This window comes from Olivibacter sp. LS-1 (assembly GCF_008245145.1).
Lineage (GTDB): Bacteria > Bacteroidota > Bacteroidia > Sphingobacteriales > Sphingobacteriaceae > Olivibacter > Olivibacter oleidegradans.
Genome location: NZ_CP041643.1, coordinates 1 through 26,241 on the forward strand (window position 1 = coordinate 1; position 26,241 = coordinate 26,241).

Consider the following 26,241-nt stretch of genomic DNA (forward strand, 5'->3'; position numbering starts at 1 on the left):
TAGTTTTTTAAGGTATCAATGAGCCCTTCGGGGTTATTGATGCTTTGTTAGTTTTTTAAGGTATCAATGAGCCCTTCGGGGTTATTGATGCTTTGTTAGTTTTTTAAGGTATCAATGAGCCCTTCGGCATTTTTACCATCCCTCCGGGAGGCAGGCTTTTGAATTTTTAATTTTGAATTTTTACTTCTGAATTTATTCACCCTTTCACATAATTAGTTCCATAAGGAAAACGCTGCGGTCTAGCGAAGGTTGCATTCGCCTTTTCGTCACCAATAAAACGTTCTGTTTTATTATCCCAGGTTAACTTCTTGCCCAGTTTCATGGCTGTGTGTGCCACGATACAAGCCGAGCCAACACGTTGCGCCACCTCTACCGGGCTAATTGTCTCTTTACCATTTTTAATGCATTCGAGCCAATTGGTATGTTGTTCAGGACTTTCATAAAGATGTATCTCATTAGGTCCTATTTTCGAAGTTAATATTTTTTTGTCACTTGCGTAGAAAGCTTTATTTTCTTCACCGCTGGCGGAAGCGGTAGGATCGGTGGCGGTAACACCAACGTTTCCACGGGAAACGAAAATCCACCCATCCGTCCCTTCGAAACGAACCCCATTCGGAAAAGTATCACGCACTTCCACTTGCACCTTATTGGGATAAAGCGCATGAATCTCATATTTACCATGTACGTCCCACAGACCACTTGTCGGAAACTCCGCCTTTCCCTCAACTTCAAGTGGACCTCCGAGTTCCTGGTCCATGCCCCAATGTGCTATATCGAAGTGATGAACGCCCCAACCGGTAATCATGCCGGCACAGAACTGCTCGCAGCGCAACCAGCCCGGCCGTTCGCCGTCAATTTCCGTTTGAGAATGGACGCGATCTTTGGTATAATATACATAAGGAGTCGATCCCAACCACTTGTCATAATCTAAATTTGGGGGAACCGGCATTTGCGCTGTGTTGCCTCCGGCAGGATCGATGGGCAATCCGATTTGGATTCGCTTAAGTTCACCGATACGGCCATTTCTAACTAATTCGCAGGTCCGTTTAAATTGAGGCCAAGGGTTCATGGACCGTTGTTGCGTTCCAAGTTGAAAGACTACCCCTGATTTTTTCACCGCATCGGCCATGGTTCTACCTTCGGCAATGGTTAAAGCCGTTGGCTTCTGTAAATAAATATGTTTACCTGCCAGCGCGGCTTCCATAGCCGGTTGTGCATGCCAGTGATCGGGAGTACTAATGACAACAGCATCTATATCCTTTGCAGCAATTAAGTCTTTGTAATCATCATAGGTCTTTACATCAATAGATTTTCCAAATTTGTCCGTATGCTTCTTTTCTATCCAGGCTTTACCTTGCTTCAGTCGATTGCTATCAAAATCAGCAACAGCCACTACATGTACATAATCATGTTTCATTACTTCCGGCAGATCATGCGTCATACCTATTCTACCAAAGCCTATTTGGCCTATATGAATGCGATTACTAGGCGCATTTTTTCCAAAAACAGAAGCTGGTACAATTGTTGGAAACGCCGTTGCTGCAAGTAATACAGCAGAACCTTTCGCCGATTTTTTAATGAATGAACGACGGTTTAATTGGTTTTTGTTCATATCTTATCATATTTAGTTCTATAATTCGATTGGCTTTTTCATCTTTCCATCACTTAGCAAGCTGGTTAATCGCTCTTTCAACACGTTGAGCCTTAGCTTTACTGTAGTCTCGCTCCCTTTGTTCGCCTATAGCCCATTGGATGCCTCCCAAAATATGCTTCCGAAAGGCAGCATCATCATAATCTTCCTTCTGATGTCCTAATGACGTATACCAAGCCCGTCCACCGTCAAATTCATGACACCAAACGGATGGAAACTTATTACCGAAGGTGATAGGTCTTCGTTCGCGCACTTTATCTATTGTGTTGAGGTCATTAACCGCAATCACTTGCAGATTCACCTCCATTTCCTTTAAATAATAACATTCATCTTTTGCTCGCTTCCATCTAACAGGCAAATGCGATACAGAAGGGTGATCCTGCTGGATAAGCAGTACATCAAAGGCTTGTCCGGGTTCGTGCCAGTCGAAAGTCCCACCTAGCAAGCGTTTAAACCAGGGCCAGTTACGCTCGGTTCCAGATGCAGAATGAATGCCGACAAAAGCACCACCCGCCTGAATGTAGCGCATCAAGGCAAGCCGTTGCTTGTCGTTATCGAAAACGTCATTATTTGTGTTAGAGAAGATTAATACATCATACTGTTTTAATCTCTCATCCGTAAAATCTGCCGGATTCTCGCTAAAATCAACCTTGAAGCCTGTAGAGGCTGCTATCTCCTGTAGGGCTTTTTTGGAGTTTTCGATATTGTCGTGAACAAAGCCCTTACCGTTTTTGGTATAAACCAGCACTTTTACATCCTTCCAAACGATGGTCTGCATCGCTTTCAAGAATGTTGGTAAACACAAGAAGAGGAACAAATGAATACTTATTAGCCTTTTCATAAATATAGTACAATTTACATTGGTTTCATTTTTGATAGTCTATGTTTGGCTTAACACGAGGCTAGACGAAGATAGCCATGAACATCCTCCATGATCCACAATATTAAGTATAGCCGAACGGTTTTACACCACGGATGTCATTAAAAATTAACGATAACGATGTCGTAAAAAAGAGATTACCGAAATTAAGCGTTTCCAAAACATATATATTTCTTTGCGTCAACTTTAAATTTCTAGTCATGCCTAATAAACCTGCTACGATTAAAGATATCGCTAAAGCACTTAAGGTATCCATATCGACGGTATCAAAGGCCCTGCATAATCATCCAAATATAGGAGCCATTACCAAAGAGCGTGTGTTGGCCATGGCAAAGCAGCTTGATTATACGCCAAACATTACAGCCATTCAATTTAAGCAGCAAAAAACATTTACTTTGGGCATTATCGTTCCCACATTGCTCGATCATTTCTACATACATGCCGTAAATGGCTTTGAGGAAGTTGCATCCAAAGCGCACTACACTGTACTGATAGGCCAAAATCAGGAAAGCCTCCAGCGCGAAAAAGAACTCGTGTCAGTGATGCAGGGCAACCGCATTGATGGATTGTTAATTGCCATGTCGAAAGAGACAAGCAACCTCGATCATTTGCGAAAACTGGAACGTGCGGGGATACCCGTCATGTTTTTTGCACGAAAACCTGTCAATGAAACCTATAGCTGTGTAAGTAGCGATGTATACCACGCCGCTAAAGACGCCGTAGACCTTTTTGTATCGAGAGGCCATCAGCGTATTGCCATTATTAACGGACCATCACATTGGACAACCAGTCGGGATCGATACCTCGGCTATCGTGACGGATTACTTAAAAATGGTCTATCTCCTGATCAAGAATTGATATGCGAAAGCGATCTAACAACAACCGATAACTATAAGGTCTTACGAAAGCTTATGCGACTAACGGATCCACCAACAGCGATGCTATTGTTTAAAGACTACCTGATGCTCGATATTATGACCTGCCTACGTACAGAATTCCCCAATCGATATCTTATAACAGAACTGATCGGCTATGGTGCATTGCCTCTTTTTAGCCATTTCGAAAGACCACCGCTTGCCTCCTTAAAAGAACAACCTTTCCAGATTGGCGTCAAAGCAGGTTCGCTACTTCTTGATATGATCAAAAATCCGCATCAGTCCCGCAAGCCAAAGCTTATCTCACTCCCTTGTAAACTCCATTATTTTAAAGAACTCTAAGTAGCTTCAGCTTTTAAAGCTGTAGGCTATAAGCAATAAGCTTTAAGCACGACTTAACGATCAACCTAAACCAGCTAATTGGCTCATTATCACATCTGCTCATTAACTCATCGGCTAACCGACCGTAGGGAGCCCCATGAGTACCGAAAAAGCAAACACTTACGAATAATTAACGAGCTTTCAGTCGCGCTAGCCTCTCATTATCACATTGGCTCATCGGCTAATTAACTCATCGGCTCATTAACTATTCCCTACTCCCTACTAACTCCAATTAACTATTTTCTACTGCCCCGTAAATTTTTTCCAAAATTTCTCCGCTTCTGTCGGTTCCATTTCACCATCAAATACAATCATTCGATAACGGAGTATGTATTTCTTCCCGGGAACTAGCACCCAATCTTTATTTTTAGTTGGTGAAAAATTTACAAACACATCCCCTCTCCCTTTATTCTCTTGTTCCGGCCATACACGAATGGGCTCCGGATGATTATAATTCTCAGGAGAAGACAAGAAAAGGAGCCCTGCAGATGATCCATCAAGATCTCCTTCAGCGATTACCCAACGTGCTAAAGAGCCATCGGCTGTTTTACGGTCGTTTCCCTCTGAAGTAATGATTTTACTGTTCTTATTAGTCCACTGCTCACTTGCGCGAAAGCCAAGGCCAGCATAACGATATGCCTTTAACACGACGGTGTCTTGTCCAACGACTTGGAGTGTTGACGTCAAATCGCAGCTATACCTTTTATCATCAATAGGTGAAATGTGCGCCTCCCAGCTTTCGTCCAAAATCTGCACTTCTTTTTCTGACTGTGGGAATATAATATGCGCGTGTTTGGCTTTGAACCCAATCGTCTTCCCTTTACTTTTTATTTCCTCCACCCCTTGAGATCTGATGGTCCCCTGTTTATCTCCAATATTCCATAAATCGTACACCTTGCCTTTATAAGCAATTCGTGTCCAAGGATTCCATAATCCAAAATGATGGTAATGATCGGATGGCTGAATGCGTGTCAATGTTTTTCCGGACAAAGTATTAAGAGGATGGATAAAACCAGCTCGCTTGAACGCCGCGTCAACTCCGGGGGGAGGGCTTAAGATTTCATACTGATAGCCCAGTAAATAGTGTCCCTTTGCATCCATTAACTTCAGCACACCATCTTTCCTAACGGCCTGCTGTGCGAAACCGTAAGTAAAACAGCATAATAAATACGTCAATAAAAGATAATTTTTCATCACTGCTTGGTTAGTTTTCTCTTTAAATATAGGTCTTTCTTCATAAAATCAACTATATGACATCCACTAATTATTTCCTTCAGCCGGGATTTCCTCCAAAGGTGGAATATTGCTTTCCGAGCCCGCATAACCTTGATTTTGATTGATATGCCCCATTGGATTGGCGTTAATAGCGCTAATCGGAATAGGCCATAATACGTGATACGGACTAATTTTATAAGTAATCCCCAAATTGGTAGTTACGCCCTTATTATAAAAATCGCTCTTGGCCAAAATACGATCATAAAAGTAATTGTCTGTTGAAAAAGCCTGCAAGGTATATGACTTCCCATTCTCTGCCACTTTTCCGGTCATCGCAAAGATATAAGCAATGCGTGTCAATTCTGTCTTCCGCGGTTCTTCATAATACAATTCGCGTGCACGTTCGTCCAAGATGGTTCCTATATTGACGTCTGCTACCGAAATGGGAGCGGCTTGCGCCCGTATACGTACTTTGTTAATATCGTTAGCGGCACTTGCCAAATCACCTTTCCAAAAATAGGCTTCCGCACGTAGCAGATAAGTCTCTGCTAACCGAAAGACATACCAATCCGTATTTCCGCCGGCAGGTTGTACGCGATTCGGATCTTCTATGTACAGTTTGTAATGGGGCCATCCAAACCATTGGCGAATCGTGTCGCTCGACAATAACTTCCCGGCTTCGTTACGCAGCTGAAGATGCTTCCCATAATAAGGGTCATTATCTCGTTTCAAATTGGGGTGATTGTAAACGAGGTCTTCCATATCCATCCAATTACCGGGTGCATGTCGAAGATCGTTCGCGTCTGTCCAAAGCCCCTTTTGACTATAATAAGTTGGACGTAAACGGCCGATTCCTCTTCCATAGGCTGTTACCTGGTCAATTTCGATCCCCTTTGTATCCGAAGTACCACCACGGCCACTTGGCGTAACAATTCCTGAATTGGCCCAAAAAGGAACCGTGTTTCGCATGGTTTGACTACCCCCATCAAAATTTCCGTCGATATTCAGACGGTCAATAACAAGCATAAGCGCTTCGGTATTAGAAGCTAACGATTTATTCTCAGGTCGATGTAAATCCCATATCACATTTTTGGTAGGATCACCGGCGTCGGTACCGAAGCGATCGGTCATAAGCCGATACCGACCGCCATCAATAACGCGACTGGCTGAAGCAATGGCATCATCAAATAAGCCTAAAGCCAAGTTTACTTTCGTTAATAAATGACTCACCGCTCCCTTGGTAACTTGTCCTTTGTTCACGTCATCAGGCACCCATTCTTGTGCAAATTCAAGATCTTGCTTCATTTTGTGAAGAATGACTTCTCGTTTGGTACTGTAGAAATCCAATTTAGGTTCATCCAATACATTAAGAATCAAAGGAACATCCCCAAATTGTTGCGTTAATCGATAATATCGAGCGGCTCGATGAAAATAAGCAGCCCCTAAGAGATGGTTGCGTTCCGCTTCCGAGGCGTAGTCCGTCGGTTTATCAATATTCACAATGGCCGTATTGGCATAGCGAATACCACGATATCCTTCATTCCAGTACCAACCGATTTTATTATAGTCGGTATGGTTCAACTCAGCATCCGGCGTAATAGCCAAATCGAGATTTTGCGCCGGGCCCGGCTTATCGGTTGTACCCTCTACTGCTATTTCCGAAAAGATACCTTCGGTAACGATTGGAGGCGCATCGCCAAAAAACTCAATACGCATATTTCGCTCGCAAGAAACTAAGGTTGCCCACAAACCTTGCGCTGATTTAAAGGTTTCTTCCGGTGTAAAGAATGACAGTGGCCTAGGCTCTAAAAACTCTTTCTTACATGCTTGCGGTAGCATGCAGGCAAATAGGCTAACAACAATATATAAAGGTTTAATACGATTTTTCATTTCATCTAGTTTTGTTAAATCTCCAACTCTTCTAATCTCTTGATTGATCAAAGGCAATTTTATAACGTTACATCGAGTCCAAAAGTGAAGGTACGTGGAGTTGGCCCTGCACCATCGTTTGGATCCCACTCCGGATCCCAGAATTGCCATTCTTTGGTATATAGAGCAGCATTACGCACATTTAGATAAAGCCTTAAGTTTCGTATCTTGTATTTCTCAGTCCAGGCACTGGGCACGTTATAGGCTAGCGACACATTATCCAAGCGGATGAAAGACCGATCGCGATAGACATTGAAACCCGTTGCGCTGCCTTCGTTAGAACCGATACGGGCCCATTCCGTTGATTGATTTTCAGGCGTCCAGTAAGGATAATCATAGGAGTTCATCCGATCTGGAAAGCCATTTCTATTCTTCAACCAATTAAAAGAAGTTTTGTGCCCCCACAGCGAATACATCATGAAGGAGAAAGAGAAATTCTTATAAATCTGAAATTCATTTCGAAGTGACCATCTAAATCGGGGTTCGGTATACCCCAAAAACTGTCGATCTGCATTCGTAAATCGTCCATCGTCATCCACATCTTCTAGGCGGTAGTCTCCGGGTACCAAAGAATACCTCGCTGCAAGCTCCTCTTGTCCTAGCTGGTAAACCCCAAGCGCTTTCCAATCCCAAATGGCATCAATAGCATGCCCAATAAACCATTTATTGGCGATATCATCTACCTCCTTACCATTGCTATCGAAGTTGCGATAGATGTGTAAAATTTTATTTCTATTTAATTGGAAATTGAATGTAGTACGCCATGTAAAGTTGTCTCTCTGCATATTATTCGAGTTGAGGGTAATTTCGAAACCACGATTCTGCACTTCTCCTAGATTATCCATCACCCAGTCGAAACCGGAAACATTAGGCAAGGTTCTTCTAACCAATAAATCCGTTGAATTCATTTGATAAGCTTCAATCGTACCGTCCAATACATTATTAAACAAAGCAAAATCAAGCCCCACGTTATAGGACGTATTCCGTTCCCATCGCAAATTTTTATTTTGCATCCTATTCACCCAAAGCTGACTTGCCTGAATAACTGTTCCATCAGGCAAAACATATAAGTACTTTCCAGTGGTTAAATCAGCGATCGCATTATATAAGCCGTCTTCTCCCAGATCACGATTACCATTACTACCCCATGAGAAGCGTAATTTCCCGTAATTAAACCACTTACTTTTAAAAAACGCCTCCTCCGAGAACACCCAACCTACGGCCACTGAGCCGAAATTGGCCCGTGGATTGCGCTGTCCGAAAGCAGAATAACCATCGCGCCGAAAGGTACCGGTGAACATATATTTGTCTTTCAACGAATATACCAAGCGGGCCATCAAGGCATCACCGGTACTATATTGGTCGTTACTACTGATGATCGGTTTTATTCCCGATCCAATACCATGATATCCCAATTCATCCGTAGGATCGAAATTTTCGTTGGTCATGGTATTATCCCAGCGTTGGAACTTTTCCGCATTGACTAAGAATGTCACATCGAAGCGGTGTATGTCGTTAAAAGTTCGGTCCCATTTTAACAAATTATCCACCTGCCAATAATAAGTCTCCCGTTGCCTTCTGGACGCCCTACCACCAAACCCCGCCCATTCTTCGTGCTTTGCACTTTGTGCATTATATTGGTCCAATAACTCCAAACGAGGTGTAAAATTCAATTGATAAGTAATGCCAAAAGGGAGTTTAACACGACCAAAAATAGTGCTATTCAAACTATTTGTTCGGTATAAACGGTCGGTAAAGAAAGCATCGTAACCCAAGTTGACACCTCCGCTTGCTTCATTGTTTGGCCGCCACATCAGATTACCGTTCTCATCATAACGGCTACCCCAAGGTGATAAGCTTGTAATGGCGCCCCAATTGTATGGGATTGCACTTTCATTCTTAGTAGTAAACTGCGTATTCATACCAACCGTCAGAAACTTGGTTACATTCGCTTCAATATTGACTCGTGTTCGTATCGTCTTATACTGATCGTTCACAATGATCCCCTCATTATTTAAATATCCTGCTCCAACATAATAAGAGATATCTTTATTCTTACCTGAAAAACTAATATTGTGATCTTGGCGTAGTCCATTCTGAAAAGCGAGATCATACCAATCTACACTTTTACCCGCTATATAATTATCAATTTCGACAGGCTGCATGTTAAGGCGCCGCAACCAAGTGCGAACAGGATCACCACTGGCTCCGTCATACCCCATCCACTCTTCAACGCTGATATCGCTGGGCAATGTTCGCGGGTCGTTATATCGGTAAGGTTCGGCCTTCGGATTACTCGTTCTGAAGTAATCAGAACGCCATGTCGTGAAACTAGACGCATCGAACACTTTTTGGTTAACGGCCATCGTAGCAAGTCCGACATTTGAGCTTATGTTAATGAGCGGCTTTCCCTCTTTACCTTTTTTAGTAGTGACGATGATAACCCCCGTTGCAGATTTTGCTCCGAATACAGCCGCAGAGCTCGCATCCTTTAAAACATCCACAGTTTCAATGTCGTTAGGATTTATATCTTCCCATGCGCCATAATAAATGGCTCCATCCATTACAATCAGCGGTGATGTCCCGGCATTTAGCGATGTTCTACCCCGAATTTGTAAGCTACCTCCTCCCTTGGCGCGGGCGCTGAAGCCCACATTTACTCCCGCAGCATTCCCTCTTAATACATCTGTCAACTGCGCAGGCACTTCGTTTTCCAACTTCTGTGTGTTTACCTGAGAAACTGCACCTGTTAAATCTCTTTTACGCACAGTTCCATACCCCACCACGACCACTTCATCTAAATTAGCCATATCAGCTACGAGTTCCACCCGAATTGCTTCTTGAGCCTGTGCTACCCGCTCTTGCGTTACGTAGCCTACAAAAGAAAAGGTAAGTGTTGCATTGGGCTTAACATTTGATAGCACAAATTGCCCTTTGTCGTCCGTACTGATTCCATTGGTTGTTCCCTTTTCTTTGACGGCTACGCCAGACAGGGGAGCCTGATCTGTCTGTGAGATGACCACACCCTTTACGGTTATCCCTTGTTGGGCTTCAGCGGATACCACAGAGAATAAAAGCCAAGCCAATAACAGGCTTATCGATTTAAAATGGTAAAAAAGTACATGTAGAATCCTTTGTGGAAAAGTTTTCATCATAATTTGGTCTCCTTGTTTTTATGGGGTGGTTAAACCCAATTGGTTATCAATAATCCGTTGCAATGGATGGGATAAAATTAGAGACGTCAAGAGCAAGATGTTGCACAACAGGGCGAAACAAGTTTTAGATTTCGTTCAAAAACCGCGATAAAACTGCATTTCAAACGTTGTACTAAAATTTTAGAGAAACATCAAATTACGCAATCGATTGTGCTTTTTTACGCAATCGATTGTGTTTTCCGGTCGCTTTGAATGCTATTTTTTTACGATTATCATTGTTAGCCTATACGCTCATTATCGGTTGTATTCTGAGTGGTGTATAGTTTGATCAACTAATTAATAGAGAAGGACTACGATAACAGATGCCCCTGCGGCGGCCGATTTATCAAAACTAAACTAAAAACCATGAAGAGTAAATTTATTTTATTCTGCACATTCCTTGTATTTCTAGTTCATGCTTCTAGGGCACAGACAATGAAAGTCGTAGGAACAGTGCAAGATCAGCAAGGCATCCCCCTGCCGGGTGTCACCATTTCGGAAGTGGGCAATGAAAAAATTTCTACGCAGAGTAATGAAGTCGGACAATTTAGCCTAACTGTTAGCTCCGGCAAGGCCTCCTTACGCTTTTCCTTCATCGGTTACCTAACCAAAGAGGTAGTCGTTGACCGATCAATGAACGTAACGATGCAGGAGGACATGGCTCAATTAGATGAAATTGTTGTCACCGGTTACTCTACACAGAAAAAAGGGAACATCACTGCCGCAGTAGCAACAGTGGCTCCCGAAAAACTGAAGGATGCGTCCTCTCCCAGCGTAAGTAACCTCCTCCAAGGTAAAGTTGCCGGCGTGGATGTTGTTGCAGCCACAGGGCGACCCGGTGATAATCCCAATATCCGTATCCGCGGAAGAAGTTCGATACTATCCAGCGTCGATCCGCTTTGGGTTGTCGACGGGGTTATTATCCACGGCACACCTAACCTCAATCCAAATGATATTGAAACGATGTCTGTATTGAAAGATGCTGCTGCTACAACTCAATACGGTTCGCGCGGTAGCAATGGTGTTATTGTTGTCACCACCAAACGAGCTAAGGAAGTCGGTACCTCACAATTAACAGCGAATTTGAAAACCGGGTTAACCTATCTCAATCAAGGAAAATTCAAACTGATGAATAGTCGGCAATTGTATGATCAGTTTCAACTTTTCAATGAAGATACAGGCATTACAGACGATGTCTTGAACACCGACTATGATTGGGTAAAAAACGGTTCGCAGGCTGGTCAGCTTAATGATTTAAGTATAACGTATTTAGGAAAGTCAGACAAGGCAACCTTATATGCCGGTGGAAATTACTATGCTGAAGAAGGGTCTGTAAAAGGGTATAAATTTGAGCGTTGGGCCGGGCGTCTGAACTTGGATTATGAAATTAGCGACAAATTAACGATTCGTCCGAAAATCAACGCTACCTTTACTTCTAGCGACGACCGACAGCATGATTTATACCAAATGTACTTAAATATGCCTTGGGACAATCCTTATGATTATTCCGGCAAACTGGTTAATGCACAGGAGGCGTCCCTATGGTATGGAAGGGATCTGAGCAATTACTTATATGACTTGCAATATAACTATGGAAAGTCCGACATCTTTGATTTCCAATTCAATGGTGATTTTGATTATAAGTTTTCAGATCATTTCTCCTATGTTTCCACGAACAATGTAGCTTACTATAACTCAACCGGTATGTCTTATGTGGATCCTAAATCCATAGCCGGTCAATCCACTGAAGGTCGAATTACCAACAATTCTGCGCGGCGAATCGTGCGCTTTACGAACCAAATGCTTAAATACAATCAAAGTTTTGGCTTGCATACTTTTGGTGGCTTTATTGCCTATGAATACATGGATTATCAATATAAAGACCAGTCCGCAACGGGAAATGGTATCGTTGCCGGCTCAGAAATTTTAGATAATGCTGCCAGCATTGGGTCTTACAGCGGAACTAAAAACGACTACTCGGCCCAATCCGGAATCATTAATGCAACATATAGCTATGATGACCGCTACAACCTTCAAGCTTCTTATCGCTACGACGGATCCTCGCGCTTCGGTAGCGAACGACAGTATGGTAGTTTCTACGCTTTTAGTGCTGCTTGGAACGTACATGAGGAAGCTTTCTTTAAAACTGAAACTGTAAATTACTTACGTGTGCGGGCGTCCTATGGGAAAGTAGGAAACGTTCCTAATACCTATTATGGCTCCTATGATCTATTTAAGCTCGATGCACAGTATAATGGCCTGCCCGCCTCATACCCGGACCAATTGAGCAATCCACGACTTACATGGGAAACTTCTAAAGATGCCAATCTGGGATTTGAGTTCGGCCTTCTCAACCGACTCGACTTTACTTTAGACCTGTATAATAAGAACACCGATGGCTTACTACACTATGTACAATTACCGGTTACTTCTGGTTATAGTGGATATTATGACAATATTGGAGCCGTCCGTAACCGTGGTATTGAATTCAGTATCGGTGCTAATATCTTCAATGCTGAGAATCCTTTTCAATGGCGTATTGATTTCAATATTGCAAAAAATGTAAATAAAATTGTCGAGCTAGCGGACCATAAAGAACAAGCCGCCGGCAACAAGCGTTATGCAGAGGGTAGAGATATTGATTCGTGGTATATGCGTAAATGGATTGGAGTAGATCCGGCAAATGGCGATCCCCTTTGGGAAGTTATTGATCCCACGACAGGAGCTGTTTCCACCACCAATAGCTACAATGCAGCCACTTTACAGTTTGTTGGAACTGCAACTCCGGATTTTACAGGTGGGTTCTCTTCCTCCATGCAGTATAAAAATTTTTTCCTGAATGCCAGTTTTGCATTCAATAAAGGAGCGTATGCTTATTTTAGCGGACGTGAATTATTCGATAGTGACGGTGCCTACCCTTATTATAATCAAATGATTCTGCAAGATGGTTGGTCTAGATGGACACCGGACAATCCAAATGCCACCCATCCTCGTTTGGTTTATAATGGTGGCACGAACTCCAATAAGACCTCCTCAAGATACCTAGAAGACGCATCTTTTCTACGTATGCGGAACATCACTCTGGGATATCGCGTACCGAGTAAATTTATCCAAAAGCTAAAACTGAAAGCATTGGACGCTTATATCAGCGCTGACAACCTCTGGACCTTGACGAAATTTTCGGGTGTAGATCCCGAAGCCGCTCTCTATACAGGTGTAAGACAAGCCGATAATGGTAATGTTGCAGGCGACGCCACCAGCACTTATCCTGCCCCAAGGCGCTTTACCTTAGGTATCAATATTTCATTTTAAATGTAGTGGATCATGAAAACATACTTTAAATATATATTCCTTGCTTGCATTGCATTCAATAGTGCCTGCAGTTTAGACAAAAAACCTTATGACGCCATCACGTCCGATGAGCTTGATAACCTGGAAGGAAGTTTAGGATCGGTTACTTTAGGTAATTACAGTCGCCTTAAAGGCTGGGTTGAAAACTGGCATCGTGTTACCGAATATCCTGGAACCAACGTAGCTTTGAGTGGAACAACAACAGATAATTTATTCTATTCGTATAATTACAATCGATTGGTTACCAATTCAAGAGTCAACAATGTATGGGAACAATCGTACAAAATAATCGTAGGAACGAATATCGTAATAGAAAAATTGCAGGACAGCACAAATCCCGAGGATCAGCAATTATTGGCTGAGAACCTGTACATACGCTCTATGTTGTACTTTTATCTCACCAATATATTTGGCCGGCCTTATAATCAAGGATTAGATAATTTAGCGGTACCATTGAAGCTTTCGAGCGATCCTATGGATAATCCTCCAAGAGCAACTGTAGGTGACGTTTACACACAAATCGAAAATGATCTATTAAAAGCAGAAAGCCTCTTTACCCAAAGTAAAGAAAACATCTATGCCTCTCGCGAAGCAGTACAGGCGCTCTTAGCTCGTATTTATCTTTATGAGGGAAAAAATCAAGACGCCATTACGTACGCGAATAAAGTATTAAGCTCTGGTCGATTCTCACTTTTAGGTACATCTCAACTAGCAAATTATACGACAATAACGCCCGAATCAAATAGCGAAACAATTTTTGCTATCCGTTTTGTGAAGGATACTGACTATCCTGATAACGGTTGGTATACTGTAGGTTCTTTGTATGCGACTATAGATGGCGCCGGCTGGGGAGAGATGTATGCCTCAAGGCCTTACCTCGAACTGGTTCGAAAATATCCGTCAGACCAAAGAAATAAGTTTATAGCACCGAAGACGACGGGTTCTACTAACCTTTGGGCACTCTATGTAACCGACAATTATACTTACGCTCATAAAGTAGTTACCAAAGTAGGTGACGACTATCAATACAGCGAAGATGGAACCACCAAATCGCTCATCAAACGAAGCAATAACATCGGAAGTTACGATTATTGGATCAATGTAGCAGGTAAAGAAAAGAAGGTACTGATTGATTCGGAAATGGAAATGCGCAATGGATATCCAAAATACTATATTTTGAAATGTTCAGGGCAAGAAGGCCAAGGACATCTTTGGTCGCCCGTAATCTCGCGCTTGGCAGAAATTTATTTAATCCGTGCGGAAGCAAACGCTAAATTAGGCAATAATCAAGCCGCACTTGACGACGTTAATATTATCCGAACTCGCGCGGGCATTCCAGCAGCAGGTTTGTATAACCTTACTAATCTAGATGGCAAATCAGTTTTTGATATCGTGATGGAGGAGAGGCAATTGGAGTTGGCTTGGGAAGGGCATAACAAGTTCGATACTTTCCGAAATGGACTTGTTCTGAACCGTCAATACCCAGGAACACATCTTTCAGGAGCCTCTCCTAAATCCATCGTCGCACCGACATCTAACGACATTGTCGAATATATTCCGGAATCGCAGATTACGGCGTCAGGTGGGATTTTAGTGCAAAACCCATAAAGAAAAAAGATTAAAATCTGTTAGTAAAAGCCCGAACAGTACGCTCGGGCTTCTTTTTTTTTATCAATTTATCAAAAGTCGTGAAATGATAGCTGGTATTTCTTCCCTGAAACAAAATCGATAGCCTTTGTTTTGCCTTTATATGTTAAGGTTTTTTGCCCACTTTTGTCTGCAATGATTTCTGCCGATTTTAATTGTCCAGCTTCCCAATTTAAATTAACGGTAAAACCGCCGCGCGCGCACAAACCGCTGATCCGCCCTGTAGGCCAGTTCTTTGGCAATGCAGGTAACAGTTCGATTTCGCCTGTTTGTGACTGCAATAGCATCTCCGCAACACCGGCCGTAGCGCCCATATTTCCGTCTAGCTGAAAGGGTGGATGCGCATCCAATAAGTTGGCATAAGAGCCTGAACCCTCCCCCTCGTAATTAATAGCGCCTGAACTTGACTTTGTTGCACCCGCGGGCTTAATAACCATTTTATACAGTTTCAAAGCACGATCACCATTTTTAAGTCTTGCCCAAAAATTCACTTTCCAGCCTAAAGACCAGCCGGTTGCTTCATCACCCCGTGCTTCCAGACTTACTTTAGCCGCTTCTGCCAGTTCAGGTGTTTTAAGAGGGGATATTTGACGCCCCGGGTGCAATGCAAAAAGATGAGATACATGCCGGTGTTTATTATTGGGATCATCCACATCCTCTTTCCACTCCTGCAGCTGGCCCCATCGTCCTATTTGCGGAGGTAAAATGCGATCCCGCACACGTTGTACCGTGTCAGCAAAAGCTTTATCATCCAACACCATGGCAGCTTCAAGTGAATTGTTCAATATATCCCACGCTATTTGATGGTCCATGGAAGCTCCTCCTGAAATACCACCATGCTCAGGCGAATAAGACGGCGAGGACACCAAGTGCCCGTTCTCATCGGGTGTCAGATAATCAATCCAGAAACGAGCAGCCTCTTTCATTATAGGGTAGGCTCGATTGCGCAAGTATGCCTTATCCTGCGTATAGGCGTAATGCTCCCATACATGCTGCGTCAACCATGCAGCACCTGCGGGATAAAAACCCCAAGGCAGCCCCCAATTTACAGCGGTATAACCAAAAGCGTTGTTCATCGTATTGACGATCCACCCCCTCGTATGGAAGAAATCATGAGCACTTTTTTTTCCCGGTTCTACCAAGCTTTCGATATAATCAATCAAAGGCTCGTGGCATTCGCTAAGGTTGGTTACCTCTGCCGGCCAATATAACATCTGTTCATTAATATTGGTGTGATAATCGGCTGCCCAAGGAGGATTTACACTGTTGTTCCACTTCCCTTGCAAATGCATTGGCATGGTTCCCGGCCTTGATGCAGCAATCATCAGATACCGGCCATATTGAAAATAAAGTTGCTCCAAACCCACATCTTCGGCACCTTCGAAAAAGGCTTGCTGTCGCTTATCAGTCGGTAAATGATCGGCTGATTTCCCCTGTAATTGAAAGGATACCCGATCAAAAAGTGGCTGATAGTCTTCTTGATGTATCTGAAAGAGTTGCTTATAACTCTTTCCTTTGGCCGCATCTAAACGCTTTTTGATAATGGCTCGAAAGTCGTTACCGTTATAATGCGGATACTGCATCTTATAAGCAGTTGCAGCCGTATGAATAATAAGCAGTGATTTCGCCTCCTCTACGGATACTGTTCCGTTAGTGTATTTTACTCTACCATCTGTAACCAGTTGATAAGCCGTTTCGAAAGCTAACTTATTGTTGGGCACATAGCCTACACAGGAGTAACGTAGTCCTTCAAAACTTTCCTTCTCTTTATATTGGGGTGTGCTAAAATGAAGTGTGTAGCTCTCCGATTTATCGGAGGTGAACTTATAAATCATTACGCCTTGGGGATAACTGCCAAAAAAACTACGTTGGTACTTATTTCCCGCCACACTGTAGGACACCTTTCCGATTGCTCTTTGTATATCCAACGTGCGTCGGTAATCCTGTACAGGGATCGATCCATGCCCTACCTTAATAAATAAATCACCCATTGTTTGCTGGGCACCATAATCGCCCCAATCTGTACTGTCGCCAGCCAGTTTAACCGGTGCCATGCCTGTCATCTGTTTCTCTACGAGTTCGTTTGCCTCCTTTAATTTTCCCTGCTTAATCAGCGCTCTCACCTCTCCAAGGTATTTCCAGGCATTGGGTCGGTTTCCGAAGTTATAATTTGGATTAGCACCTGGACCACCGGACCAAAGTGACCCCTCGGAGAATTGGATCTGCTCTTCACCAATTCCTCCGAAAAACATAGCGCCTATATACCCATTTCCGATTGGAAGCGCCTCCCGCATCCAGTCGGTAGCAGGCCTGTCATACCATAGTTGAAGCGCTTTTTGCTGAGAGAACGCCAATTTTATTGACAATAAAATACTGAAAAATAAGATTAGCACTGATTTATATCTTGACGGTATCATACATTTAGTTTAACTACATAGATAGCATAATCTGCCGGCAAAGCAAACAGTTATATCGGCAATTTATTCAGCTATTTTCACCTTTCGATACCGGTACCTGAAAAATAAATATGACCATCGGCTTTCCGTAAAATAGGAATGAACTCCCGTTGGTCGGTTCGCCTTTAACATACAAATGAAGGTGTTTATATAAAAAGAAGGTTTTTCTTAATCAACTTTTTTCATCATTCGTTAGTTTTTTAAAGGCATTCAAGCTTTCCCAATGGGAAGGTTCTTGATAAAAGTTGAGCAAACCGAAGAGCGGAGCGCTGAGCTCATGAACTCATCTGAAAACAAACAAAAGTGAATAAATCAAGGCCCGTGTAGGCTACCTTGCAACTGATGGCAAAGCATTACTGGCGCGTATTGGAGCCATTTCACTTCTTCAATCCGCTCGGGTACTGCAACATGAACAGACACACAAATGCTTTACTGCTCGTTGCCTCTGTATCCTCCAAGGCCGTTTTGTCCGACACTCTGGGCCCTATTGGCTGTCCGCAAAAACCCTACGTTCTGCTAAAATGTCGCCTAGGAAATTTGCGGTTTGCACGTTGATGCACTACCGTTGTAGCAAAGTTCCAAGCGACGAGCTTTCTTTGCTTCTTTATTTCGCGGAGAAAGAAAGAAGTTAAAATAATCCTTCCTTTTTAAGCAATCCTATTATATCCGGCAGTCATTAATAAATTTATTTGTTGGTGAAGTTCTGCATAATAGTAGCAACCTCTAAAGCATCATCTATGCTACAGGGATTACCACGTTCACCGCGTAGGTAACCAACTACTGCTTCGATCATTGGCTGTTGTACATGCTTTAACGCTTCGAAATGAAAGACTTGCACTCCCTCCCCATTCATTAACTCAATTGTATGTGGCGTAAAAAAAGAAAGAGTCAGCTTACCTTTGCTACCGAAAATCTCACATCGATCTACCTCTTCTGTTACATTGAAAGCCCATAAACCATTAAAAAGTACGTCATTTTCAAAAAGAATCCGCCCGGTTACCACATCGTCGGCAGGATATCGCTTACCTAGGTTTAAAGCCAGTCCTTCGCTTTTTTGAATAGGGCCAAAAAGTCGATAGATGATGTCCAGTTGGTGCGGTGCCAAATCATGGAATAGGCCGCCGCCGGATTTGGCCGGATCTAAACGCCACGCTATTTTAGGATCTTGCAGCATCTCTTCGGTCAACGACTTTTTCAGCAACTGTAATGATATCACTAGCGGTTCACCGATAAGTCCGTCGTCAATTATTTGTACAATTTTTTTAAAATAAGGTTGTTCTCTTCGATAATGCGCCACAGATAAACATCCTCCCACCTTTTGCACATAATTAGCTAAGCGCATCGCCTCTTCTACATTTAAAGTAACAGGTTTCTCGACATAAACTGCCTTTCCGGCTTGTAGGGCCATCATGCAATATTGAAGGTGGGTATCTGGAGGCGTGGCAATATAAACAGCATTTACTTCTTCATCATCGATCAATTGCTTCGCATCTGTATACCATTTACGAATACCGTGGCGACGGGCGTAATCTTGCACTTTAACTGCATCACGGCGCATGACGGCCACCAAATCGGAGTGTGGCACTTTCTTAAAAGCGGGACCACTTTTCACCTCGGTAACGTCTCCCGCGCCAATCATTCCCCATTTAATTGAATTTGTCATAGCTTATTGTTTGTCAATACACGAAGGTATTATTTTTATTTCACCAACACATCTGTTGATAGCAAGATATCAGTTCTGTTTGGTATTTCGCGTTCAAACATTTGGTAGACTGAAAATTCCTGTTCTCAAAACCTTCCGCTATATTTACTTGTTGATATACTTACCAAATAAGATTCCATGAAACGGCCTTCCTATTTTCTGCTTATAATGGTTTTCATCTCCCTAACCGGATATGCACAAAAGCATGATACTACAGATGCTTTGCAGCGGACTTTAAAACACCTGGAAACTTTTCAACAGAAACATCCACAAGAACGGGTTTATCTACAGACAGATCGGGCATATTATGAAGCCGGTGATGATATCTGGTTTAAGGCCTATGTAACGGTAAGTCAATTCAATTTACTCTCGGCCATTAGCAAAATCATGTATGTTGAGCTATTGAATGATCAACAGGAAGTAGTACAATCCAGGCGATTACCGGTGATTTCCGGCTTGTCAATGGGCGACTTTAAATTGCCGGAAACACTTGTAGAAGGCCAATACCATATCCGTGCTTATACCAATTGGATGCGGAACTTCGATGAAGGCTTGTTTTTTCACCAAGCAATTACCGTAAACAACAAAAACTCCGGCGGCATTATTAGCAGAAGCAACTTTATTTACAAGAACACAACGGAAAAAGACAAACAGGTTTATGGTACTGTCCAGCTGCTGGACTTTAAAGGCCGGATGATTCTAAATAGGCAAGTAGCCTTCGAGCTAAAGAATAACGGCAAAACAATTGCTAAACAGCAAGTGGCAACAGATGAGCTTGGCCGATTGCGTTTTCAGTTTCCTTATGAAAGTCGAAAAAAAGACCAACCGGATTTATTAATTCTTCATATCGACCACGGTAATCAAGGGACGATTGTAAAAAATATTCCGGTAATTATCCGTCCCGATAAACGTTCGATACACCTACAAGCAGAAGCAGGAACGCTGCTAGCAGGTATCCAAAACCGGGTTGGTGTCCAAGTAATCCGAAATTTTATAGATGAAAAACAAGAAGTGCAGGGGCAATTAGAAAGCAACGGGCAAGTAATCACAAAATTTAAAAGTGACGCTGCCGGTTTAGGTAGTTTCGACTTTATCCCGGAAAGCGACAAAGCCTATTCCGTACTGGTATATTTTGCTGACGGTGATACCATCCGTATGCCTTTGCCAGACGTGCAAACAGAAGGATTTCATTTGGCCGTCAACAATTTAATGGAGCAGGGGATCGTTGCTCAATTGACGGCCTCGCAAAGTCATATAAAAAATCAGCAAATCGCATGCATCATTCAAAGCCAGGGTATGGTATTCTACGCAGCGAAACAGTCGATGAGCAAACCAGCGATTACATTTAATATCCCTAAAAAAGATTTACCCTCAGGCATACTTGAGGTAGCTTTGTTAGATGAGCAAATGGATCTGATCGGCTCCCGCAAAATCTTCATTTTGAACCCCCGCGATACCCTTATACTACAAGCAAGACCAAATCAAACAAGCTATGGTACTCGCGAAAAGATTACCCTTGAAATAAAAGGGCTTATGCCTGATACAACCGATATAGGTGCTTTTTCCGCTTCAGTGGTGAATATCGACAAAATACCCCAAATTCCTAAAGCAGACAAGAATATATTTTCGACCTTATGGCTTCAAGCTAATACTTACAACACCTTTGATCAACCTCCGATCAACATTGTTCATCAAAACAAGCAGACTCAGCAGCAAATAGATGTGCTGATGCTCACTCAGTCTATTAATCGTAGCTTTTGGAAAAATGTAAAAGAGGGCAAGTTCCCCGAGATTGCCTATACACCTGAAAAAGAATTAAGGATCAGCGGTATTGTAACCAATAAGCAAGACGAGCCGGTCGCCAATGCAAAAGTGACCATTGCGTCCTTTAAACCAACTGCGACTGTTTTAGATACGGTGACAGACAGCGCTGGCCGTTTTAATTTCGACAAACTATTGTTTTATGATCAAACCGATTTCCTCGTTCAGGCAAGAGATGCAAAAGGCAAAAAAAATGTAAAAGTAAAATTGGATGAAGTCCCCAGTCAGGCCATATCCCAAGAAGATCGTGAGGGAGAAGTGAAAGTAACTGCGAAGGAAGGGGCTTCAAATCAAAATAGCGAAAAATCGCTTGATGAAGTACAACAATATGGTTTTTCCGGGAAAAGCATTGTTTTGGAGGAAGTGGAAGTCAACGCGAAAAAAGAGAACCCGGCCAAACATTCATCTAATTTGAATGGTCCGGGGAATGCCGACCAAGTTATCAGTGGTGATGAGCTATATTTTAACGGCTGTCCGACACTCGATATTTGTCTACAAGGACGGCTTGTAGGCGTACGTTTTGTTAATGGTATCCCATATAGTACCCGTTCCATGAACCGGCCAATGCAAATCATTTTGGATGGCATGTACATGGACGCTTCCGCGCTCAATATTATTAACCCTTTTGACGTGGCCTCCGTTGAAGTATTACGAACAGTAGGTAATACAGCCATTTACGGTATGTGGGGAAGCAATGGTGTGCTGGTGATCACTACAAGAAGAGGCGATCAGCCTAGACGTTTCGGTCCCGAACTCTATGCCCCCGGCTTGACAACCTTTAGTCCGCAAGGCTTCTATGAAATCCGTAATTTTGAATCACCGGATTACGAAGCAGCTGCAGATACTACGGGTTCCGATCGACGTACCACCGTCTACTGGCAACCCGGAATAGTCGTTCAAAAGGAGCATCCCGCCTCCATCTCTTTCTATACGGCAGACGAACCGGGAATTTATCGTATCGAAATAGAAGGACTTGATGTGAATGGAAGATTAGGTAAGTCAACGTCATATATTCGGGTAGAAAAGAAATAGGAAGAAGGGGGTCAATTCCCTGTTCTTATTTTACAACTTAACAATTAGCTTTAGGGTAAGATTGAGCTTGTCTGCCCCTCTGTTGGTTGGTGTTACTGTAGCTGCTACAGTTTTATCACTACCCACCTACTTTACGGTTTTACGGCTTAACTACTTAACTACCTTAAAATCGATATCAATACTTATTTCCCGGTTGACATCCATCTTCTTCCAAAGCGGGCCATTTCGTACGATCTCCACAGCTCGTTTATCATGTTTGGGATCCAGACTTTTAATAACCCGTATATTTTCCGGTTTACCATCTTTATCTAGCCAAAAAGCGATTTTGACTCGGCCCGCTCGGTCTTTAATGGCTCCTGTCGATTCCTCCAAATACTTCTCATAGGCCTTCCAACCAATGAGGGGCTCGGTGACTAATCTCGCGGAAGGTATGCTGATGGTTGAATCCTTAGTGATATGAACATCAAGAGTGCGGCTCGCTAATTTCGATGACACGCTCTTTTTTGTCCCTTGTCGGTTATAAGCCGAAACCACTTCCTCATTCAGGGTCGCATTTACCGGCTGCATGGCAATCATTACACTATCCTGATCTTTTACGGCGACATTTCGATTTTCATATCCCAAATAGGACACCTTTAATGTTTCGGCTCTTTGCGGATTTAAAAGGGTGAATTGACCGTTCGAATCTGTAACGACACTTGTAAGTTTGGCTGCTTTCACGGTCACGCCTGCTAAAGGTTCTTCCGTATGTTCGTCCACGACACGTCCTCGAATAGGTGTAGGTTCGACCACTTGTTTGGGCGCTAAAGTCGCTAAGGCAGTTTCAGCATGTGTTTCCACAAGAGAGTCTACTACTGTAGCCTTCTGATGTGATGGTTCTTCTACTTGGTTCAAAGAAGATACCGGTTTACGACGTGCCGCTGATGAACGCGTCGGTACCGGGGCCTTGGCAGTGGTTTTAGGTTCTTTAACAGGTTTCATCGCAATCAAAGGCATAGAATCTCTTTTAACGCTAGTTTGCGAATCCCTTGCCTGGTTTTGTTCTTGCACCAAAGTGGGTTGTTGAATGAATTCTTTCTTTAAGATCCAATATCCCATAAAGAAGAGAACTCCCACAAGAGAAGCGGCCATCCACCAAAGAGACTGCTTTTTTCGATGAATAGCAGGCGTATTAAGCCGCTCCCGCATACGTCCCTTAATATCCGCTAAGTTCCCCACGTGCATCTGCTCATCCCCTTTCTCCATTCCCTGCAATAGATCCATCAACAAAGGATCGTTGTGTGCCCGCCGCTCCAGTTGATACATTTCTTCGCGGCTCAGCTCTCCTTTTAGATAGCTCTTAATTAACGCTATGTCAGATTTATGCTCTTTCACGGTGATTATCCATACAATTCTTTAAATTCCTCTTGCCATTTTGAATGTAGCTTTTTACCTCATTGAGCGAATACCCTGTTATATCCACAATTTCTTTATAGCATTTCTCATTCAGAAAAAAGAGGTCTATGCTCTTCTTTTGTTTTTCCGGTAGCGTTTCTAAACATTTTTCCAAAGCTACCAAAGCAATCTCTTTTTCTTCCCGGTCTTCAGGATGCACATCCATAGGAAATTCCACAAATTCTTCCATGGAAACCCATTGCATCTTTTTCTCCGACCGTAGCTGCATCAAACAGAAATTTCTAGTCAACACATAAAGCCAGGTGACAAATTTCTTAATTTCTTGCTTTTCTACCTTTACGATCAGCTCTTCAAACAGCTGCATGACCGCATCTTTTGCTCGCTCTCCATCCTCCAAATAACGAAAGCAAACGTAATATACCATTTCCGTATGCCGCTCATATAGCTCACCTAAAACCGTTAAATCTCGTGTATGGAGATAACGTTTTAACAATGACGCATCGTCTAGTGTCTCATTCGTTTTTTTTGAGCGTTGGAACCAATTCATGCCGAGCGTAAAATAATGCTTTTTTTTGATTAGTTAAGTAGTTAAACAGTTGAGAGGTTAATTAGCCAATGTGATAATGAGCCAATTAGCTAGCTTAGGTTGATCGTTAAGTCGTGCTTAAAGCCTACTGCCTATAGCTTACTGCTTATAGCCTAACGCCCTGTAAATAGTTATTATAAAAAAAATTATGGAATTATAGATAGCACTGCATCCTTGGGCAAAATTTACGATTATGAATACAAGAATATCAGTAATTCTACTCCTCTTTAGCCTGCTTTCCTTCAAGCCAAGCTCGGAACTGACCGTTAATGGCATCGTTTACAATCAGGCAGATCAACTAGGTATAGCGGGTGTTTCGGTTCTTATAGAAGGTACAACTATCGGTACGCTCACAGACGCAAAGGGTCGATATACTATTAAATTGACTCCCCGAGCAAAGTTTCTTATTTTTTCCAAACTCGGTTTCGAAAGTAAACGTGTCGCGATTGGGGCAGGGAAGCAGCTGGACGTGACATTAATACCTTCTGTCGCATTACAAGAGATCACCGTAGTGGAGCATGCGCATGTCAAAAAACGCGGCGCACAAACATTGATGGCCTATAGCCCTGGCTTACACGTGCGTCCCCCATCGTCACCTTTCTATATGCAGCATCTTCCATCGACGGAAGATTATCAAAAAATTAAAGAAAACGGGTTTGTCAGTCCAAAAAAAGAGCCCTTATCAACTTTTGCGGTTGATGTTGATGGTGCGTCCTATAGCAATATTCGCCGCTTTATCAATAACGGTCAATTACCACCAAAAGATGCCATACGTTTGGAAGAGATGATCAACTATTTTCAATATAATTTACCGGCCCCTCAAAATAATGAGCCCGTGGCGATCCACACGGAACTATCGCAAGCCCCTTGGAATCCTCACCATCGTCTGTTGCGTATTGCCTTGAAGGCAAAAGCCATTGATGCCGCGAAACTTCCACCTGCAAACCTCGTTTTCTTAATCGATGTGTCGGGATCAATGGACGGTCCCAATCGATTACCCCTAGTAAAATCGTCATTAAAGATGTTAGTCGATCAATTGCGCAAAGAAGACCGAGTGGCCATTGTGACCTATGCCGGCACCGCGCGAATCAAACTTGCGCCTGTTTGGGCTAACGAAAAGATGCGTATAAAAAATGCCATCGACGAACTTGATGCCGGTGGTTCTACTGCCGGTGGTGCCGGTTTAAAAATGGCCTACGACTTGGCGAGAGAACATTTTAAAAAAGACGGTAATAATCGTATTATCCTGGCTTCGGATGGCGACTTTAACGTAGGCCCTTCCAGTAACGAGGATATGGAAACATTGATTGAAAAAGAACGACAAAGCGGTGTCAGCTTATCGGTACTTGGCTTTGGGATGGTCAATTTGAAAGACAGCAAGATGGAACTTTTGGCGAATAAAGGACATGGGAACTATGCCTATATAGATAATTTGATGGAAGCAAAAAAGGCAATGATAAGCGAGTTCGGCGCCACCTTTTTTACGGTAGCCAAGGATGTTAAAATGCAAGTTGAATTCAATCCCGCTAAGGTAGAAGCTTATCGCTTATTGGGCTACGAGAATCGTTTGCTGAACCAAGAAGATTTCAACAATGATCAAAAGCTCGGCGGTGATATGGGAACCGGACATATCGTTACTGCCTTTTATGAAATTGTTCCCAAAGGCATTAAAGAGCCTTATATAGGCAGTGTAGATCCCTTAAAATATCAACCGGAGAAAAGTGTATTTGTCGCAAAAGCTTCCGATGAACTGCTTACGGTTAAATTTAGGTACAAGGAACCAAAAGAAGATAAAAGCAAAATGAAACAAGTTAGTGTTTTGGATAAGCCGATGCAGCTAGCCGAAACCAGCGATGATTTTCGCTTCGCAAGTGCTATTGCTGAATTTGCCATGCTGTTGCGGAATTCCGATTTCAAACAGCAGGCTAATTACGATGCGCTTATTAATCGTGCGAAATCAGCTAGAGGGGCGGATTCAACGGGTTATCGTGCGGAATTTATACGATTGGCAGAAAGTGCTAAATTGCTAGCAAAAAGTAACGATATAGCGGCTAAAGAATAACAACAAGTAAATGAGGGAGCTATCTTGAAATAGATAACCCCTCATTTCCCGCTTATTTGTACCC

14 protein-coding genes are annotated in these 26,241 nt (G+C 42.8%); 5 read left to right on the plus strand and 9 right to left on the minus strand.

All coding sequences use genetic code 11. From position 1 onward, the window contains the following. Window positions 1–196: 196 nt before the first annotated feature. The gene (locus FKG96_RS00005) at window positions 197–1,612 is read right to left on the minus strand and encodes a Gfo/Idh/MocA family protein (protein ID WP_130858091.1); all 1,416 of its coding nucleotides are present in this window, start codon (window positions 1,610–1,612) and stop codon (window positions 197–199) included. A 49-nt stretch (window positions 1,613–1,661) separates the two neighbouring features. Then, window positions 1,662–2,492, minus strand: a complete 831-nt coding sequence (locus FKG96_RS00010; RefSeq protein ID WP_041387056.1) for a ThuA domain-containing protein — start codon at window positions 2,490–2,492, stop codon at window positions 1,662–1,664. A 239-nt stretch (window positions 2,493–2,731) separates the two neighbouring features. On the opposite strand from FKG96_RS00010, the gene FKG96_RS00015 reads away from it, so the two are divergent. Further along, complete coding sequence (locus FKG96_RS00015) at window positions 2,732–3,748, plus strand: LacI family DNA-binding transcriptional regulator (RefSeq protein WP_013663938.1); 1,017 nt, start codon at window positions 2,732–2,734, stop codon at window positions 3,746–3,748. Between the two features lie 282 nt (window positions 3,749–4,030). On the opposite strand, the gene FKG96_RS00020 is transcribed toward FKG96_RS00015, so the two are convergent. The 3 genes from FKG96_RS00020 to FKG96_RS00030 all read right to left on the minus strand — a co-directional run bounded on the left by FKG96_RS00020 (window position 4,031) and on the right by FKG96_RS00030 (window position 10,086). Then, entirely contained in the window at window positions 4,031–4,981 is a 951-nt protein-coding gene (locus FKG96_RS00020; protein WP_130858092.1) for a PmoA family protein, read from the minus strand. A 66-nt stretch (window positions 4,982–5,047) separates the two neighbouring features. Continuing rightward, window positions 5,048–6,892 carry a RagB/SusD family nutrient uptake outer membrane protein gene (locus FKG96_RS00025; RefSeq protein WP_013663940.1) on the minus strand — a complete coding sequence of 615 codons (1,845 nt, stop codon included), beginning with the start codon at window positions 6,890–6,892 and terminating at the stop codon, window positions 5,048–5,050. 59 nt (window positions 6,893–6,951) lie between these two features. Continuing rightward, complete coding sequence (locus FKG96_RS00030) at window positions 6,952–10,086, minus strand: SusC/RagA family TonB-linked outer membrane protein (RefSeq protein WP_130858093.1); 3,135 nt, start codon at window positions 10,084–10,086, stop codon at window positions 6,952–6,954. A gap of 405 nt (window positions 10,087–10,491) precedes the next feature. Between FKG96_RS00030 and FKG96_RS00035 the strand changes: the two genes are divergently transcribed. Continuing rightward, window positions 10,492–13,437, plus strand: coding sequence for a SusC/RagA family TonB-linked outer membrane protein (locus tag FKG96_RS00035; protein ID WP_149104978.1), 2,946 nt, complete (start codon window positions 10,492–10,494; stop codon window positions 13,435–13,437). A 12-nt stretch (window positions 13,438–13,449) separates the two neighbouring features. Beyond that, a complete protein-coding gene (locus tag FKG96_RS00040) occupies window positions 13,450–15,084 on the plus strand; it encodes a RagB/SusD family nutrient uptake outer membrane protein (protein WP_013663943.1) in 1,635 nt (544 codons plus the stop codon). A gap of 71 nt (window positions 15,085–15,155) precedes the next feature. On the opposite strand, the gene FKG96_RS00045 is transcribed toward FKG96_RS00040, so the two are convergent. Further along, window positions 15,156–17,540: a glycoside hydrolase N-terminal domain-containing protein gene (locus tag FKG96_RS00045; RefSeq protein ID WP_130858095.1), complete on the minus strand. Its 2,385-nt coding sequence runs from the start codon at window positions 17,538–17,540 to the stop codon at window positions 15,156–15,158. A 724-nt stretch (window positions 17,541–18,264) separates the two neighbouring features. Then, complete coding sequence (locus FKG96_RS00050) at window positions 18,265–19,242, minus strand: Gfo/Idh/MocA family protein (RefSeq protein WP_130858096.1); 978 nt, start codon at window positions 19,240–19,242, stop codon at window positions 18,265–18,267. Window positions 19,243–19,419: 177 nt separating this feature from the next. On the opposite strand from FKG96_RS00050, the gene FKG96_RS00055 reads away from it, so the two are divergent. After that, window positions 19,420–22,134, plus strand: a complete 2,715-nt coding sequence (locus tag FKG96_RS00055) for an MG2 domain-containing protein (protein WP_130858097.1) — start codon at window positions 19,420–19,422, stop codon at window positions 22,132–22,134. A gap of 150 nt (window positions 22,135–22,284) precedes the next feature. Here FKG96_RS00055 and FKG96_RS00060 read toward each other — a convergent pair whose 3' ends face one another. Together FKG96_RS00060 and FKG96_RS00065 are read right to left on the minus strand one after the other, a co-directional pair. Then, window positions 22,285–23,508 (minus strand): energy transducer TonB, encoded by a 1,224-nt coding sequence (locus FKG96_RS00060; RefSeq protein WP_130858098.1) that lies wholly within the window; start codon window positions 23,506–23,508, stop codon window positions 22,285–22,287. Beyond that, window positions 23,495–24,076, minus strand: coding sequence for an RNA polymerase sigma factor (locus tag FKG96_RS00065; protein WP_013663948.1), 582 nt, complete (start codon window positions 24,074–24,076; stop codon window positions 23,495–23,497). The genes FKG96_RS00060 and FKG96_RS00065 overlap by 14 nt, the downstream gene beginning before the upstream one ends. A gap of 232 nt (window positions 24,077–24,308) precedes the next feature. Between FKG96_RS00065 and FKG96_RS00070 the strand changes: the two genes are divergently transcribed. Continuing rightward, window positions 24,309–26,177 (plus strand): von Willebrand factor type A domain-containing protein, encoded by a 1,869-nt coding sequence (locus FKG96_RS00070; protein ID WP_130858099.1) that lies wholly within the window; start codon window positions 24,309–24,311, stop codon window positions 26,175–26,177. The last annotated feature ends 64 nt before the right edge of the window (window positions 26,178–26,241 follow it).